The sequence below is a fragment of the Bacillus sp. FSL R10-2780 genome, from assembly GCF_038006125.1.
GTDB classification, from domain to species: domain Bacteria; phylum Bacillota; class Bacilli; order Bacillales; family Bacillaceae_G; genus Bacillus_A; species Bacillus_A cereus_U.
Genome location: NZ_JBBOUQ010000001.1, coordinates 3,574,386 through 3,589,926, shown reverse-complemented (window position 1 = coordinate 3,589,926; position 15,541 = coordinate 3,574,386). Strand labels below are relative to the sequence as shown.

Here is a 15,541-nt window from a genome sequence, read left to right as displayed (position 1 = left end):
ATAGTGGGTTTTCGTTGTCGATTTGATAAATTGCAGGTTTTTACAATTTATACTATGATAAGGATATTAACAGAAGATCGTATAAACATGAGGGATGATGAACATGAAACTTACAAAGATTCTTGTCCAAATTTCTGCTCTTTATGTATTTTATATGGTTGGAAATTGGGTGCAAGAAATGTTGAATATTCCGATTCCAGGAAGTTTGATTGGGATGTTCCTCCTGCTTGTTTTTCTTAGCCTAAAAGTACTTCCAGTGAAATGGTTTGATTTAGGAGCAGAAACACTCGTTGCTATTATGCCGTTTTTATTAATTCCGCCAACGCTTGGCTTAATGAATTACGGTGCTTTTTTTATGAGTAAAGGAATTTCTCTTTTCATTACAGTTGTAGCGAGTACGTTTTTAATTATTATTGTCGCAGGACATACAGGACAATATCTTGCGAATAGAAAGGAAAAAGAGACACAATGAGCCAAATATTAATCGGAATCGGTTGGGTTCTTTTTACGGTGCTATTATATCAATTATCTAAAAAAATCTACAAATTATTTCCAACACCATTTACCATTCCAATGCTTGTTGCAACAGGATTAATGGCTTTCTTATTTATAATGCTTGATATACCATATCAAAATTATATGGAAAGTGGTGGTGGCTGGATTGCGAAGTTACTCGGACCAGGTGTTGTAGCATTTGCAATCCCGCTTTATAAACAACGTCATGTTCTGCAAAAATATGTTGTACCAATTGCTGGTGGGGTATTAGTAGGTACAACAGTTGCTATTGCAAGTGATTTGGCTATCGCCACACTTATGGGAACAGATAAAAGCTTAATTTTATCTTCTTTACCAAAATCAGTGACAATGCCAGTTGCGATGAGTGTATCTGAACAAGTTGGTGGTGTCCCGTCCTTAACAGCGGCCTTCGTCGTTATCGCAGGGATTACTGGAACGATTTCAGGACCAATTTTATTAAAATGGAGCCGCGTTACAAACTCAGTTGGTAAAGGGATTGGCTTTGGATGTGCATCTCATATTATGGGTGTTATGAGAGCGATGAAAAATAATGAGCATGAAGGTGTTATTGGATCGGTAACAATGACATTAACAGCAATTTTGACATGTTTGCTTGGACCGTTATTCGCAATGGTGTTTATGTAATAGAAGAAAAGCGAGAGCGATTCTATAGCTCTCGCTTTTCTATAGGATTTATGCTACATTTAAAATAACTGAATCTTTGTAGGAGGTACGCCAAGTGCATACGTTATTATCTGTTTTACTTATTATTGTATCGATTTTAATGATTGTTATGGTACTTATGCAGTCTAGTAATAGCTCAGGCCTTTCAGGTGCAATTTCAGGCGGTGCAGAGCAATTATTTGGTAAGCAAAAAGCACGTGGAATTGAAGCGGTATTAAACCGTGTTACAGTTGTTTTAGCTGTGTTGTTCTTTGTACTAACAATTGCTGTTACGTACTTAAACTTATAAAATTAAAAGAAGAAGCGTTAGCGGATTATGCTAATGGTTCTTCTTTTTTTGATTTGTTATTCAAAAAAAGTTTCTAATTAGATTATAGAATTATAAATATGGTACACTAAGAATAGAAAGAATACGACTAGATTACAGAAGAGAAAGAGGAGAAGTACATGATGAAATTAGCATCTCCGAAACCATTTACATTTGAAGGTGGAGACCGCGCTGTTTTATTATTACATGGATTCACAGGGAACTCAGCTGACGTACGCATGCTAGGGCGTTTCTTAGAGAAGAAAGGCTATACTTGTCATGCGCCAATTTATAAAGGACACGGCGTACCACCACAAGAGCTTGTTCATACAGGCCCTGAAGACTGGTGGAAAGATGTAATGAATGCCTACCAGCATTTAAAAGATCAAGGTTACGAGAAAATAGCTGCGGTTGGATTATCATTAGGCGGAGTATTCTCATTAAAACTTGCTTATACATTACCGATTTTAGGTGTTGTACCAATGTGTGCACCGATGTACATTAAAAGTGAAGAAATTATGTACCAAGGTATATTGGCATATGCCCGCGAATATAAAAAGCGTGAGCAAAAATCACCAGAACGAATTGAGCAGGAAATGTTTGAATTTAAACAGACACCAATGAATACATTAAAAGCATTACAGGAGTTGATTCGTGACGTACGCAATAATGTTGATATGATTTATGCTCCAACATTCGTTGTACAAGCACGTCATGATGAGATGATTAATACAGATAGTGCTAACATTATTTATAACGGTGTAGAATCTACGTTAAAAGACATTAAATGGTATGAAGACTCTACGCATGTCATTACACTTGATAAAGAACGTGATGTGCTACATGAGGATGTATATAACTTCTTGGAGCAACTAGATTGGTAAGATCTAGTTGCCTCTTTTTTTCATAAGGGAATTTATTATCCCAATTGGTGTGGGCTAATAATCAGTGGGAAGGGACAAAACCCCACTGATTAAAGTTACACTTTATGAAAGCTGTAAAAAATCATTGGGAGATGATTAAAGTTTCACTTTATACATCCCCCATCTTTCGGATACACTAAATAATATAAGGGTTTAAAGGAGGTATTTCTGCTTGGAAGAAATCATGCAAGAACATATTGATAAGTTGTTATTATTTATGAGGGAAGAAGCGTATAAACCGTTAACGATACAAGAATTAGAAGCTGCATTTGGAATCGAAGGCTCTGAGGGCTTTAAAGATTTCGTAAAGGCACTTGTAATGATGGAAGAGAAGGGGCTTGTTATCCGCACACGTAGTAACCGCTACGGTCTTCCAGAAAAAATGAATTTAGTACGCGGTAAATTAATTGGGCACGCACGTGGTTTTGCGTTCGTCGTTCCAGAAGAGAAGAAAACAGGAGATGATGATCTTTTCATCCCGCCTACAGAATTAAATGGCGCACTTCATGGTGATACAGTATTAGCACGTGTTAGCGCGCAATCAAGTGGATCACGCCAAGAAGGCGCGATTGTTCGTATTTTAGAGCGTGGAACGAAGGAACTAGTTGGTACATATACAGAGTCAAAGAACTTTGGATTTGTTATACCTGATAATAAACGCTGGACAAGTGACATTTTTATCTTGAAAAGTGCATCTATGGGCGCTGTAGAAGGCCATAAAGTAGTTGTGAAAATTACGGGCTACCCAGAGAACCGTTTAAGCGCAGAAGGTGAAGTTATTCAAATTCTAGGTCATAAAAATGACCCAGGAGTAGATATTTTATCTGTCATTCATAAACATCATTTACCTTTAGCATTTCCTGAAGAAGTGATGGAACATGCAAACAGTGTACCAGAAACGATTTCAGAAGAAGATATAAAAGATCGCCGTGATTTACGTGATCAAATGATTGTTACAATTGATGGTGCGGATGCGAAAGACTTAGATGACGCTGTTACAGTAACGAAGCTTGAGAACGGTAACCATAAGCTTGGCGTTCATATTGCGGATGTAAGTCATTACGTTCAAGAAGGTTCTCCAATTGATGTTGAAGCAGCGGAGAGAGCAACGAGTGTATATCTTGTAGACCGTGTAATTCCGATGATTCCGCATCGTTTATCTAACGGTATTTGTTCATTAAATCCGAAAGTAGACCGTCTGACACTATCTTGTGAAATGGAAATCAACAATCTAGGTGATGTTGTAAAGCATGAGATTTTCCAAAGTGTAATTAAAACGACAGAGCGTATGACGTATGCTGACGTAAGAAGCATTTTAGAAGATGAAGACGAAGCGCTAATTGAACGTTACGAGCCGCTAGTACCAATGTTTAAAGAAATGGGGCAGTTAGCACAAATTTTACGTGAAAAACGTATGCGCCGCGGTGCGATTGACTTTGACTTTAAAGAAGCGAAAGTACTAGTAGATGAAGAAGGAAAACCGACTGATGTTGTAATGCGTGATCGTTCTGTATCAGAGAAGTTAATTGAAGAGTTTATGCTTGTTGCGAACGAAACAGTAGCAGAGCACTTCCACTGGATGAACGTACCGTTTATGTACCGTGTCCATGAAGATCCGAAAGAAGATAAGCTTGAGCGTTTCTTCGAGTTTGTAACAAACTTCGGATATGCAGTAAAAGGACGTGCGAACGAAATACATCCTCGTGCGCTGCAACAAATTCTTGAAATGGTTCAAGGTCAGCCAGAAGAAGTAGTCATTTCAACAGTTATGCTTCGTTCTATGAAGCAAGCACGTTACGATTCGGACAGCTTAGGACATTTCGGTTTATCAACTGAGTTCTACACGCATTTCACATCGCCAATTCGTCGTTACCCAGATACGATTGTTCATAGATTGATTCGTGAATACATCATTAATGGTAAAGTAGACAACGAAACGCAAGCGAAATGGCGTGAAAACTTACCTGAGATTGCAGAGCACTCTTCTAATATGGAACGCCGCGCTGTTGAAGCAGAACGTGAAACAGACGAAATGAAAAAAGCAGAGTATATGGTTGATAAGATCGGTGAAGAGTATGACGGTATGATTAGCTCTGTAACAAACTTCGGTTTATTCGTAGAGCTTCCAAATACAATTGAAGGCCTTGTACACGTTAGCTATTTAACAGATGATTACTACCGTTATGACGAAAAACATTTTGCGATGATTGGAGAACGTACAGGTAACGTATTCCGCATCGGTGACGAAATTACAATTCGTGTTATTAACGTAAATAAAGACGAGCGAGCAATCGACTTTGAAATCGTTGGCATGAAAGGCACACCTCGTCGCAAGTTCAAAGATCGTCCAGTTGTGATTGAACAGCCAAGAACAGGTAGAAAGAAACGCGGTGGACGTAGCGAGCGTAGTAATGAGCGCGGTGGCGAACGCGGCACAGGAAGAAAGTTTGATCGTGGTGGCCAAGGAAAAGGAAAAGCATCAGCATCCACATCCGCTAGTCAGCCAGGGAAAAAAGATAGTAATAGTAATGGTAATAGTAATAGTAATGGCAAGAAGAAAAAAGGATTCTTTGAAAATGTACCAGGATTCAAGAAGAAAAAGAAAAAGCGCAAGTAAGAAAAGAGTGGCTTCGCCTCGCATTATGAGCGAGCCACTTTCGCTTTTTGTTTACATTTGTTACAATGGTAAAAATAGAGGAGGGACGTTATATGCCAAAAGGTACAGGTAAGGTTATTGCGCAAAATAAAAAGGCATTTCATGATTATTTCATCGAAGAAACATACGAAGTAGGGCTTGTCCTTCAAGGAACGGAAATTAAGTCGATTCGCGCTGGACGCGTGAACTTGAAAGATGCGTTTGCACGTATACATAACGGTGAAGTATGGGTTCATAATATGCATATTAATACATATGAACAAGGGAATCGTTTCAATCACGATCCGCTACGTACAAGGAAGTTACTTCTTCATAAAAAAGAAATTGATAAGCTAGCAGGTTACGCAAAAGAAACAGGATATGCATTAGTTCCAGTTAGAATCTATTTGAAAAATGGATTTGCGAAAATGGCACTTGGTTTAGCAAAAGGTAAGAAGCAATATGATAAGCGTCACGATTTAAAAGAGAAAGAAGCTAAACGTGAAATTGCACGCGTGTTCCGTGATCGTCAAAAGATGTAATACAGATATTTACATTTGTAAAACGGCGCGCGTATGATATAATAACTTATGTAAGATTGTTGCACATTGAAAAACAGCTCTTAGTAGCTATCACGATATTTCTTCGTATGCTCCATTTTTATCATGGGGACGTTACGGATTCGACAGGGATAGTTCGAGCTTAGGTTGCGAGTCGAGGGGATCGGCCTCGTTAAAACGTCAAAGCCTATAATTGGCAAACAAAACAATCTTTCTTTAGCTGCTTAATTGCACTAAAGGTTCCTCCCTCCATCGTCCATGTGGTAGGGTAAGGGACTCAAACTAAGTGGACTACGCCGGAGTTCGCCGTCTGAGGGCGAAGGAAGAGAACAATCAGACTAGCAACTTGGAAGCCTGTCGATAGGCCGAAGAGTTCGCGAAATGCTAATATATCGACTACACTCGTAGAAGCTTAAGTGCCGATATTTTTGGACGTGGGTTCGACTCCCACCGTCTCCACCAATACATATTTGGTGGTTTTTTATTTTGTATGATATGAACCATAACTTTGCCAGATTGGCGGGGTTATGGTTCTTTTTGTTTTGTGGTTTTATAAAATGCTTAAGTTGATGGGGATGGGGCGGTACCCCTGAAACAGAAAGTGAAGAAATAGTTATTGATGATAAGCAGGTAGATACTATAGCTGCCCCTTAATGATTAAATAACATTTATTTAAATCTTCATATATTTTGTGTTTTTATCCATATCTATTGTAAGATTGTATAGAGTTATCCTAATAAGCTGTTATAATGGCTTATTTTAGGAATTTAATATTTATAAATCTTAAATTATTTTTTTGGGATAATTTTTTATCTAACTAAGTTATATTGAAGTAGAGGTGAACCATCGGTGAAGCAGGTGTTGGTAATTAAGAATGAACGGTCTTTTGCAAAGAAAATCGTAAGCGGTCTAACGCAAGAAGGCTATTTCATTTTAAAACTTCACAATGAAAACCAAGGTTTAAATATAATATATGAACAAGATTGGGATATTATCATATTGGATTGGGATTCATTAAGTATATCGGGACCAGAAATTTGCAGACAAATACGACTTGTTAAAACGACACCGATCATTATTGTGACCGACAATATTTCTAGCAAGGATTGCATAGCAGGGCTACAAGCAGGAGCAGATGATTATATAAGAAAACCATTTGTGAAAGAAGAATTAGTAGCAAGGGTTCAAGCTATTTTAAGGAGAAGTGACTGTATCCAGCAAAATGAGACAAACTTTTTTCAGTTTAAAGATCTCTTTGTTGATGCATCTAGCAATATTGTGAAAAAAGGTGGTAAAAATCTCTCGCTTACTAAGCGCGAGTATGATTTACTTGTATTTTTAATCAAGAATAAAAATACAATATTGAGCCGTGAAATGCTTTTGAATCAGGTTTGGGGATTTAACGTAGTAGTAAATCCAAATGTAGTAGACTTATATATTGGGTATGTAAGAAAAAAGTTAAAGTGCGAGAAGAAAGACAGGTATATTCAAACGATACATGGCAGGGGCTATTCAATGGTTGAATGATAAAAATAAGATAATAGGTAAAGTACAGTTTGTCATAATAAACAATATCTAGCATAATAGAAAAAACGAGTAAAACTGCTTCATTCAGTTTTACTCGTTTTTTCTATTAAATCTGATAATCAAATAGTTTCTGAGAAATATTAAAAGACGGAAACTATAAAAAGAATATTGCTACCAGGCAATGGATTATGAAATAATTAGCTATTAATGGTCATTTTTTTTGCAGTAGGAATCATGGTTTATAAGGTGCCCAATCTATTGATTAGTACGTGTGGGGGATGACTCTGGTGCGCATTAGATGAGACTGTATCTAATTTATGTTTAATTTTATTAACTCACACCATTCACAAGATTTTCACATAATTAATGACTATACTTATTAACAGGATATTCAAATGAAAATGATTATCAATAGCGATTTAGATGCATAAAGGTTACTATCTAATTTAATCTATGGACGTTATCATTTTCGAACTAAATTACATTATAAGGAGTATACGTATGAAAAAAACTATGCTTTTAAAATTAGTAAGTATTCTAGCAATTTTCACTTTAATGTTAGTAGCTTGCTCAGATTCAAGTAAGGAAACTTCGAAAGCTAATAAAGGTGATAGTAGTGATAAGCCAAAAACGGTTGAAATCACTGATGCACATGGAACTGTTAAAGTCCCTGTAAATCCAAAAAATGTAGTTGCTTTGGATAATAGAACTTTTGAAACTTTAGCTGATTGGGGAATTAAATTAGCGGCTGCTCCAAAGGATGTAATGCCTGCAGATTCAGCATATGTAAAGGATAGCAAAGTTCAAAATATTGGAAATCACCGCGAACCAAATCTTGAAATTATAGCAGCTGCAAACCCTGAACTTGTAATCGTTGGTCAAAGATTTGCTGGCCATTACGAAGAAATCAAAAAATTAGTGCCAAATGCAGCTGTTATTGATCTTAATGTTGATGTTTCTGAGAAATCTACTACGCCTGGGAAAAATTTAGTAGATGGACTTAAAAGTTCTACAATTACTTTAGGAAAAATCTTTGATAAAGATAAAGAAGCTAAACAATTAGTAGCTGATTTTGATAAATCTATTGAAACTGCAAAATCTGCTTATAATGGAAAAGATAAAGTTATGAGTGTTATTGTTACTGGTGGGAATATTGCTTTTGCTGCTCCTCACTCTGGTCGCGTTTGGGGACCAATGTATGAGATTTTCGGTTGGACTCCAGCACTAGAAGTGTCTAATTCTACTGCAGGTCATAAAGGTGATGACGTTTCTGTTGAAGCTATTGCACAAACAAATCCTGATTGGCTTTTCGTATTAGATCGTGATGCTGCAACATCTGATGCTGCTACTTCAGCTCCTGCTAAAGATGTTATTTCTAAATCACCTGCTCTTCAAAACACAACTGCTGTTTCTAAAAAACAGGTTGTTTATGCACCAGAAGATACTTACACAAATGAATCAATTCAGACTTACATAGAGTTATTTGGTAATATTGCAAAAACTTTAGCTAAGTAGTGTAAAGGAGTACGAAACAGTGTCAAAAAATATAATTTCTAGGGTTGAGAATACTTCTCAACCCCAGTTTTATAATCACAATAAATTATGGACAAAACCTTTTATAATAGCGATTATAGTTGTTATAATTTTAGGGATTATATCACTGTTTACTGGAGTTTATGATATACGCGGACAAGAGGACGGAATGGAGATGTTTTTCATAACTCGTGTTCCGAGAACAGTTGCATTAATGCTTACTGGTGCTGCAATGGCGATGGCAGGACTCGTAATGCAACTCATTACACAGAATCGTTTTGTTGAACCTACTACAACGGGGACTATTGAATGGTCAGGCTTAGGCCTGCTTTTTGTATATTTATTATTCCCTGCCCCGACTTTAGTTCAAAGAATGACTGGTGCAATCATTTTTTCTTTTATAGGAACTATGATTTTCTTTTTATTTTTAAGAAGAGTTAAACTTCGTTCGTCTTTAATTGTCCCGATTATTGGATTGATGCTTGGAGCAGTTATTTCTGCAGTGTCTACTTTTTTGGGACTCCTTTTTCAAATGACGCAAAGTATTGAAACTTGGTTTGTAGGTTCATTTGCTAACGTTCAGGTGGGAAGATATGAATATTTATGGCTGATTGTTATCATTACTTTGCTTATTTTTATGTATGCTAATAGATTGACTTTAGCTGGACTAGGAGAAGATGTCGCAACAAGCCTTGGAGTTAATTACAATAGAATTGTTCTTTTTGGGACTGGCCTTATCTCTGTTGCAGTTGGAATTGTTGCAGCTGTTATTGGACACTTACCTTTCTTGGGATTAATTGTTCCAAATATTGTTTCAATGTTTAGAGGTGATGATCTTAGGAGTAATTTACCTTGGGTGTGCGTGATCGGAATGGGGACAATAACTGCCTGTGACATCATTTCTCGAACAATTATAAAGCCTTTTGAAGTACCTGTTTCTTTAATACTTGCAACAGTGGGAGCAGTCGTGTTTATTACTATTTTATTGAGGCAAAGAAAACCAAGGAGGCTACGATGATCACATTAGAATATAAAAATAAAGAAAATGTCGAAATCGATTCTAGCCTTCATAATGAAAATAGATCAGCTAGTGCTTTTCGTTCTAAGAAGGAAGCAAGACGTTATTGGATTTTACTGATAACATTGATTGCTTTAGGCCTTCTTTCTTCATATGGACTTTTAGTTTATAACAATCCAGTTCCGATAGATTCACCTTCTTTTATCCCAGTTGTTAAGAGAAGGATAGTAGCTATTGTTGCTATGATTATTGCTGCAGTTTGTCATAGTTTGTCGACAGTTGCTTTCCAATCTATTACGAATAATAAAATTATTACTCCTTCGCTTTTAGGTTTCGAATCACTTTATTCAGCAATTCAAACGAGTACAATATTCTTCTTTGGTGCTAGTGCATTGATAAATTTTAGTGGAATTGGATCATTTTTATTTCAAGTTGTTGTTATGGTCTTCATGAGTTTGATACTTTATGGATGGTTACTTTCCGGTAAATACGGGAATTTACAACTTATGCTTTTAGTTGGAATTATTATTGGTACCGGGCTAAATTCTGTGTCAACTTTCATGAGAAAACTACTTGCGCCTTCAGAGTTTGATATTTTACAAGCAAGGTTATTTGGTTCTGTTAATCATGCAGATCCTGCATATTTTCCTATTGTAATTCCTATGGTCATAATTGTAGCAGTATTAATTTTGGCTCATTCTAAGAATTTGAATGTTTTGTCACTAGGAAAGGATGTTGCTACTTCTTTTGGGGTTAAATATCAACCTAGTGTAATTTATACGCTTGTATTAGTAGCTATTTTAATGTCCATCTCAACAGCTCTAATTGGGCCACTTACTTTCTACGGCTTTTTAGTAGCAACTTTGAGTTATCAGGCGGCGTCAACTTATGATCATAGATATATTTTTCCAATGGCTTTTGCTATAGGATTTTTGATAATGACGAGTGCATACTTTTTAATGTATCATGTATTCCATGCTCAAGGTGTAGTTTCAGTTATTATCGAATTATTTGGTGGAATAATATTCTTAACTATAGTTTTAAGGAAGAGGGCTTTATGATAAAAATTGATAACGTTAAAAAGTTCTATACTGATAAGGTGAAAATAGGACCTTTAGATATTGAAATACCAAAAGCGGGCTTTACTTCTTTAATTGGACCAAATGGAGCTGGAAAGTCAACGACACTTTTGATGATTGGAAGACTCTTAGATATGGATGAAGGTCAAATTCAGGTAGCGAATATGGATGTTTCTGAATCCAAATCAAAAGACTTAGCAAAAGTTTTGACTATATTGCGACAAGAAAATCATTTTGTAACGAGGCTTACTGTTAGACAACTAGTTGGATTTGGGCGCTTTCCTTATTCAAAGGGAAGGTTAACTAAAGAGGATGAATCTATTATTTCTAAATATATCGATTTCTTGGATTTAACTAATTTAGAGAATAGATATTTAGATGAGCTTTCTGGTGGTCAAAGGCAAAGAGCATATGTAGCGATGGTATTGTGCCAAGAGACTGAATATGTACTTTTGGACGAGCCTCTGAACAACCTTGATGTTGCTCGTTCTGTTCAAATGATGGAGCATTTGAGACGTGCAGCTAATGAATTCGGAAGAACAATTTTGACTGTTATGCATGACATAAATTTTGCTGCTAAATACTCTGATAAAATTTGTGCTATGAAAGATGGACAAATTGCTGCTTTTGGAACAGTAGAAGAGGTTATGGACCCAAAAATTTTGACAGATATTTTTGAAACAAAAATAGAAATTATCAATGGTCCTTATGGTCCGATCGCTGTTTATTAGTTACAAAATGTAAAAAATGAGTATGTCAAAAAATACTGTAGCTTGTGTAAATCATGCCTGCTACTCTAGTTGAAGTTGCTGTCTGTATTTTATAGGCAGCAGCTTTTTTTAATGCGGTTGCCCATGATAACTCTTAATATTTCTGGCTGCTCGTAACAGTCCTACATGTATTTCATTACTTCCGGTCCTGCGATGCTTCCAACAATAAACTTGTAAATTACTCATGAAATGCAAAGGAACGCTTCGCATTTTCAAGTATTTACCAAACGAAAAATTTATCTCTGTATAACTTTTTATAAGAATTCAGCTTGTTTTTTTGTATGTAATATTGCATATAAGAGTGTATTGATAAAAGTGTAAGGGGTCACTATAATGAGGGCATAAAGATAAATCACATTTTCGTAGCAATAAAAAAGGAGGAAATAATATGGAAATCGCAATGGCAGTTTTGAAATTTGTAGGTGGCGTAATCCCGTTAATTCAAGAACTTTTGAAAGCATTTATGTAGGTTTATTAGTTAGCTATCATTTATCAATCATTATCATATCTTACTAAAAAAAGAACGGGGTGATTTTTCTGAATATTAAGAAAAACACTAAAAGAAGAAAGTTCCTTGCGTGTTTATTAGTTAGTCTATGCACTATTAATTATTCATCTATTTCCTTCGCAGAAACACAAGCAGGTAATACAACTGATGTAACCAAAAATGCTAGTGGCATTGATACTGGTATAGCAAATCTTAAATATAATAATCAAGGGGTTTTAGCTGTAAATGGTGATAAAGTAGAGAGTTTTGTTCCGAAAGAAAGTATCAATTCAAATGGTAAATTTGTAGTAGTGGAACGCGAGAAAAAATCACTTACAACTTCACCAGTCGATATTTCGATTATTGATTCTGTGGCGAATCGTACGTATCCAGGAGCGGTACAACTTGCAAATAAAGCTTTTGCAGACAATCAACCTAGTTTATTAGTGGCTAAGAGAAAGCCTTTAAATATTAGTATAGACTTACCTGGCATGAGAAAAGAAAATACAATTACTGTCCAGAATCCGACATATGGTAATGTGGCTGGAGCAGTAGATGATTTAGTATCTACTTGGAATGAAAAGTATTCTAAAACACATACGTTACCCGCAAGAATGCAGTATACAGAATCTATGGTTTATAGTAAATCACAAATCGCAAGTGCCCTTAACGTTAACGCCAAATATCTTGATAACAGTCTAAACATTGATTTTAATGCGGTTGCAAATGGAGAGAAAAAAGTGATGGTAGCGGCATATAAGCAAATATTTTATACCGTAAGTGCTGAACTACCTAACAATCCATCCGATCTTTTTGATAATAGTGTTACTTTTGGTGAGTTAACTCGTAAAGGTGTAAGTAATTCGGCTCCACCTGTTATGGTCTCAAATGTAGCTTATGGTAGAACTGTTTATGTAAAATTAGAAACAACATCTAAGAGCAAAGATGTACAAGCTGCTTTTAAAGCCTTACTTAAGAATAACAGCGTCGAAACGAATGGACAGTACAAAGATATTTTTGAAGAAAGTACCTTTACTGCTGTAGTATTAGGCGGAGATGCGAAAGAGCATAACAAGGTTGTTACTAAAGATTTCAATGAAATCCGAAATATCATTAAAGATAATGCTGAATTAAGTCTTAAAAATCCAGCATACCCAATTTCATATACAAGTACTTTTTTAAAAGATAATGCAACTGCTGCTGTTCATAACAATACAGATTATATCGAGACGACAACTACAGAATATTCAAGTGCTAAAATGACACTGGATCATTACGGTGCTTACGTTGCGCAATTTGATGTATCTTGGGATGAATTCACATTTGATCAAAATGGTAAAGAAGTACTAACACATAAAACATGGGATGGTAGCGGCAAAGACAAAACGGCTCATTACTCTACAGTTATCCCTCTTCCACCAAATTCAAAAAATATAAAAATCGTAGCAAGAGAATGTACTGGTCTTGCATGGGAATGGTGGAGAACAATTATTAATGAACAAAATGTTCCATTAACAAATGAAATAAAAGTTTCAATTGGAGGAACAACATTATACCCAACTGCTAGTATTAGTCATTAGGTATAAAAAGGCGCCCTGTAAGCAGGGCGCTTTTTTACTTAGTCACAAATTTTACTCTTTCCAAAACTGTTCCAATAGAATGACAAGCATGGTACCCACAAGTAATCCATTACTTAAAACATATTGTAAGGAAGAAGGAATTCCGCTAAACGCACTTTCTGGAAGAAACATTATTCCCAAACTGATTAATAATGAAATTCCTAATATAGTTAATCGGCGTTGATTTAATTCTTCACGTAAAATGGATTGAAATGAAATGCCTATTACTTGGACAAATGTTGCTAAAAGTGCGGCATTAGCAATAGGACCTGGTAGCAAGGATATAAAGTTTACAATTGAAGGAATAAAAGAAATTCCTGCTAATATAAGACTTGCTATAAGGAACGACTTCACTTTTCTTTGTCCTGTTAGTTGAATGAATCCTGCTGATGCAGGTAATGGTACAATTCCAATTGTAGAAAACAACGACGAGATAATATGCGATATACCTCCTGCCCACACGCCGCGGTTCAGTATTTGCTTTTCATTTTCTTTAGATAACGGAGCCACTTGTTTTACAGCCGAAATAGCAGCGATTGTATTTGCAACTAAAAGAAATGTAAATAAAGTTGCAGTTAGAGCCATTCCAATATCTAATCTAGGTGTGCCCCAAGAAAATAGCTCTGGTAACTTAACTAACGGTGTGTGTGAAGGCATATGAGATGATTTTCCTAATACAGCATACAAAAGCCAACCACATGAAATTCCAAGTAACACAGCGTAACTTTTCATCCATCCGTTCCCTTTAATTGATAAGAAAGTAATAAGGGCAAAAACAAAGAGCGCAATAGCAGCCGTTGTATAATCAGGATGAGTTACAGCTCCTTGTAATCCCATCATTCCTTTTAGTAACACACCACTAAGCTGAAGAGATAATATTAAAAGAAAAGTTCCTGTAACCAAGGGTGTAAATAAACGTAGAATTCGATGAACAAGCCCTGTTATACCAAGGACGAAGAGTAATATACCTGCAATAATTAATCCGCCTTCTAAAAGTTGTAATACATCCTTTGCACTTTGTCCCTGATGCATAGCGACTTGTCCCAATATGACAAATATACTTACCCATGAACCGGCTGGCCCATCCGCTATGGGATAGCGATGCCCAAACCATGCTTGTATAAATGAACTTACTCCTACAACTAAAAAAGTTCGTTGCATTAATGTTGAGATATCTTCTATTGATAAATGGAATATGCCACCAATAATGATAGGCAATGCAATTGCATTTGCTAATAAAAACACAAACCACTGTAGAATACTAAAGCTCGTATCGACGTATTTTTTATTCATATTATTCTCCCTTGTATAAAAAGAATCTCATAGTAAAAATCCATCCTTTCTACACAGCTAGATTAAAAAGGATGGATTTTGTAAATCTATAAAATTACTTTAATTATATAGATAGATTTTTAATTAATTACCATGTACGGAACGGTAAGAATTTCCCGTTAAGTGTAATCACGATACGAGGGTCGCCACCTTTTGGATCTTCTTGTGTGTCCACACCTAGATTGAAGTTAATTGCACTCATTACACCTTCGCCAGCTTTTTCTAGGATTAATTCTCTAAGAGTTGGTGCGTATTGTAACATCATTTCATATAATCGATATAAGATTGGGTCAGTAGGAGGCATTTGCATTACTTGACCTCTAAGTGGAACTACTGTTAATGCTTGAACTACTTCTTCATCTAATTCTAATAGTTTACCGATTTTTTCTGCTTCTGGACGTGTCATTGTAGCTTGTCCTAATAACGCTGTTACAACCCAAGTCTCAGAGTTTTCACTTACTTTTGAAATTTCTTCCCATGTTAAACCTTTTGCAATTTTTGCTTCCATAATTTTTTGCGTAGCTTCTTGTCTATTCATATCTAATAACTTC

Annotated in this window: 14 protein-coding genes and 1 other RNA gene; 13 read left to right on the top strand and 2 right to left on the bottom strand. The window is 35.9% G+C overall.

Features of this window, described 5'->3' with window-relative positions:
- Positions 1 to 94 precede the first annotated feature (94 nt).
- The 13 genes from NSQ47_RS18875 (at position 95) to alo (ending at position 13,619) form a co-directional block, all read left to right on the top strand.
- A complete protein-coding gene (locus NSQ47_RS18875; RefSeq protein ID WP_171902574.1) occupies positions 95 to 472 on the top strand; it encodes a CidA/LrgA family holin-like protein in 378 nt (125 codons plus the stop codon).
- On the top strand, positions 469 to 1,161 hold the full coding sequence (locus NSQ47_RS18870) for an LrgB family protein (protein ID WP_002159917.1): 693 nt from the start codon (positions 469 to 471) through the stop codon (positions 1,159 to 1,161). Before NSQ47_RS18875 ends, NSQ47_RS18870 begins: the two co-directional genes overlap by 4 nt.
- 94 nt (positions 1,162 to 1,255) lie before the next feature.
- Positions 1,256 to 1,489: a preprotein translocase subunit SecG gene (gene secG / locus NSQ47_RS18865; RefSeq protein ID WP_002112793.1), complete on the top strand. Its 234-nt coding sequence runs from the start codon at positions 1,256 to 1,258 to the stop codon at positions 1,487 to 1,489.
- A 161-nt stretch (positions 1,490 to 1,650) separates the two neighbouring features.
- Positions 1,651 to 2,391, top strand: a complete 741-nt coding sequence (locus NSQ47_RS18860; RefSeq protein WP_165497462.1) for an alpha/beta hydrolase — start codon at positions 1,651 to 1,653, stop codon at positions 2,389 to 2,391.
- A gap of 223 nt (positions 2,392 to 2,614) precedes the next feature.
- On the top strand, positions 2,615 to 5,047 hold the full coding sequence (gene rnr, locus NSQ47_RS18855) for a ribonuclease R (protein ID WP_439823122.1): 2,433 nt from the start codon (positions 2,615 to 2,617) through the stop codon (positions 5,045 to 5,047).
- 92 nt (positions 5,048 to 5,139) lie between these two features.
- Positions 5,140 to 5,607 (top strand): SsrA-binding protein, encoded by a 468-nt coding sequence (gene smpB / locus NSQ47_RS18850; protein ID WP_002034685.1) that lies wholly within the window; start codon positions 5,140 to 5,142, stop codon positions 5,605 to 5,607.
- A 125-nt stretch (positions 5,608 to 5,732) separates the two neighbouring features.
- Positions 5,733 to 6,087, top strand: a transfer-messenger RNA (tmRNA) gene (gene ssrA / locus NSQ47_RS18845).
- A 387-nt stretch (positions 6,088 to 6,474) separates the two neighbouring features.
- Positions 6,475 to 7,152 carry a response regulator transcription factor gene (locus tag NSQ47_RS18840; RefSeq protein ID WP_078173405.1) on the top strand — a complete coding sequence of 226 codons (678 nt, stop codon included), beginning with the start codon at positions 6,475 to 6,477 and terminating at the stop codon, positions 7,150 to 7,152.
- Between the two features lie 501 nt (positions 7,153 to 7,653).
- Positions 7,654 to 8,667 carry a siderophore ABC transporter substrate-binding protein gene (locus NSQ47_RS18835; RefSeq protein WP_341037651.1) on the top strand — a complete coding sequence of 338 codons (1,014 nt, stop codon included), beginning with the start codon at positions 7,654 to 7,656 and terminating at the stop codon, positions 8,665 to 8,667.
- A gap of 19 nt (positions 8,668 to 8,686) precedes the next feature.
- Complete coding sequence (locus NSQ47_RS18830) at positions 8,687 to 9,703, top strand: ABC transporter permease (protein ID WP_002129872.1); 1,017 nt, start codon at positions 8,687 to 8,689, stop codon at positions 9,701 to 9,703.
- On the top strand, positions 9,700 to 10,764 hold the full coding sequence (locus tag NSQ47_RS18825) for an iron chelate uptake ABC transporter family permease subunit (RefSeq protein ID WP_078173407.1): 1,065 nt from the start codon (positions 9,700 to 9,702) through the stop codon (positions 10,762 to 10,764). The genes NSQ47_RS18830 and NSQ47_RS18825 overlap by 4 nt, the downstream gene beginning before the upstream one ends.
- Entirely contained in the window at positions 10,761 to 11,513 is a 753-nt protein-coding gene (locus NSQ47_RS18820; protein ID WP_002144935.1) for an iron ABC transporter ATP-binding protein, read from the top strand. The genes NSQ47_RS18825 and NSQ47_RS18820 overlap by 4 nt, the downstream gene beginning before the upstream one ends.
- 567 nt (positions 11,514 to 12,080) lie before the next feature.
- Complete coding sequence (gene alo, locus NSQ47_RS18815; protein WP_016106590.1) at positions 12,081 to 13,619, top strand: anthrolysin O/cereolysin O family cholesterol-dependent cytolysin Alo; 1,539 nt, start codon at positions 12,081 to 12,083, stop codon at positions 13,617 to 13,619.
- A 51-nt stretch (positions 13,620 to 13,670) separates the two neighbouring features.
- Here the strand turns inward: alo and NSQ47_RS18810 are convergent, their stop codons facing one another.
- Positions 13,671 to 14,951 carry a purine/pyrimidine permease gene (locus NSQ47_RS18810; protein ID WP_078173409.1) on the bottom strand — a complete coding sequence of 427 codons (1,281 nt, stop codon included), beginning with the start codon at positions 14,949 to 14,951 and terminating at the stop codon, positions 13,671 to 13,673.
- A 127-nt stretch (positions 14,952 to 15,078) separates the two neighbouring features.
- Positions 15,079 to 15,528, bottom strand: a complete 450-nt coding sequence (gene cynS / locus NSQ47_RS18805) for a cyanase (RefSeq protein WP_001081567.1) — start codon at positions 15,526 to 15,528, stop codon at positions 15,079 to 15,081.
- Positions 15,529 to 15,541 lie beyond the last annotated feature (13 nt).

Bases quoted from the DNA above. Each gene is read 5' to 3' on its own strand.
- NSQ47_RS18875 (WP_171902574.1), top strand. From the start codon at position 95: ATGATGAACATGAAACTTACAAAGATTCTTGTCCAAATTTCTGCTCTT.
- NSQ47_RS18870 (WP_002159917.1), top strand. From the start codon at position 469: ATGAGCCAAATATTAATCGGAATCGGTTGGGTTCTTTTTACGGTGCTA.
- NSQ47_RS18860 (WP_165497462.1), top strand. From the start codon at position 1,651: ATGAAATTAGCATCTCCGAAACCATTTACATTTGAAGGTGGAGACCGC.
- rnr (WP_439823122.1), top strand. From the start codon at position 2,615: ATGCAAGAACATATTGATAAGTTGTTATTATTTATGAGGGAAGAAGCG.
- smpB (WP_002034685.1), top strand. From the start codon at position 5,140: ATGCCAAAAGGTACAGGTAAGGTTATTGCGCAAAATAAAAAGGCATTT.
- NSQ47_RS18835 (WP_341037651.1), top strand. From the start codon at position 7,654: ATGAAAAAAACTATGCTTTTAAAATTAGTAAGTATTCTAGCAATTTTC.
- NSQ47_RS18825 (WP_078173407.1), top strand. From the start codon at position 9,700: ATGATCACATTAGAATATAAAAATAAAGAAAATGTCGAAATCGATTCT.
- NSQ47_RS18820 (WP_002144935.1), top strand. From the start codon at position 10,761: ATGATAAAAATTGATAACGTTAAAAAGTTCTATACTGATAAGGTGAAA.
- NSQ47_RS18810 (WP_078173409.1), bottom strand. From the start codon at position 14,951: ATGAATAAAAAATACGTCGATACGAGCTTTAGTATTCTACAGTGGTTT.
- cynS (WP_001081567.1), bottom strand. From the start codon at position 15,528: ATGAATAGACAAGAAGCTACGCAAAAAATTATGGAAGCAAAAATTGCA.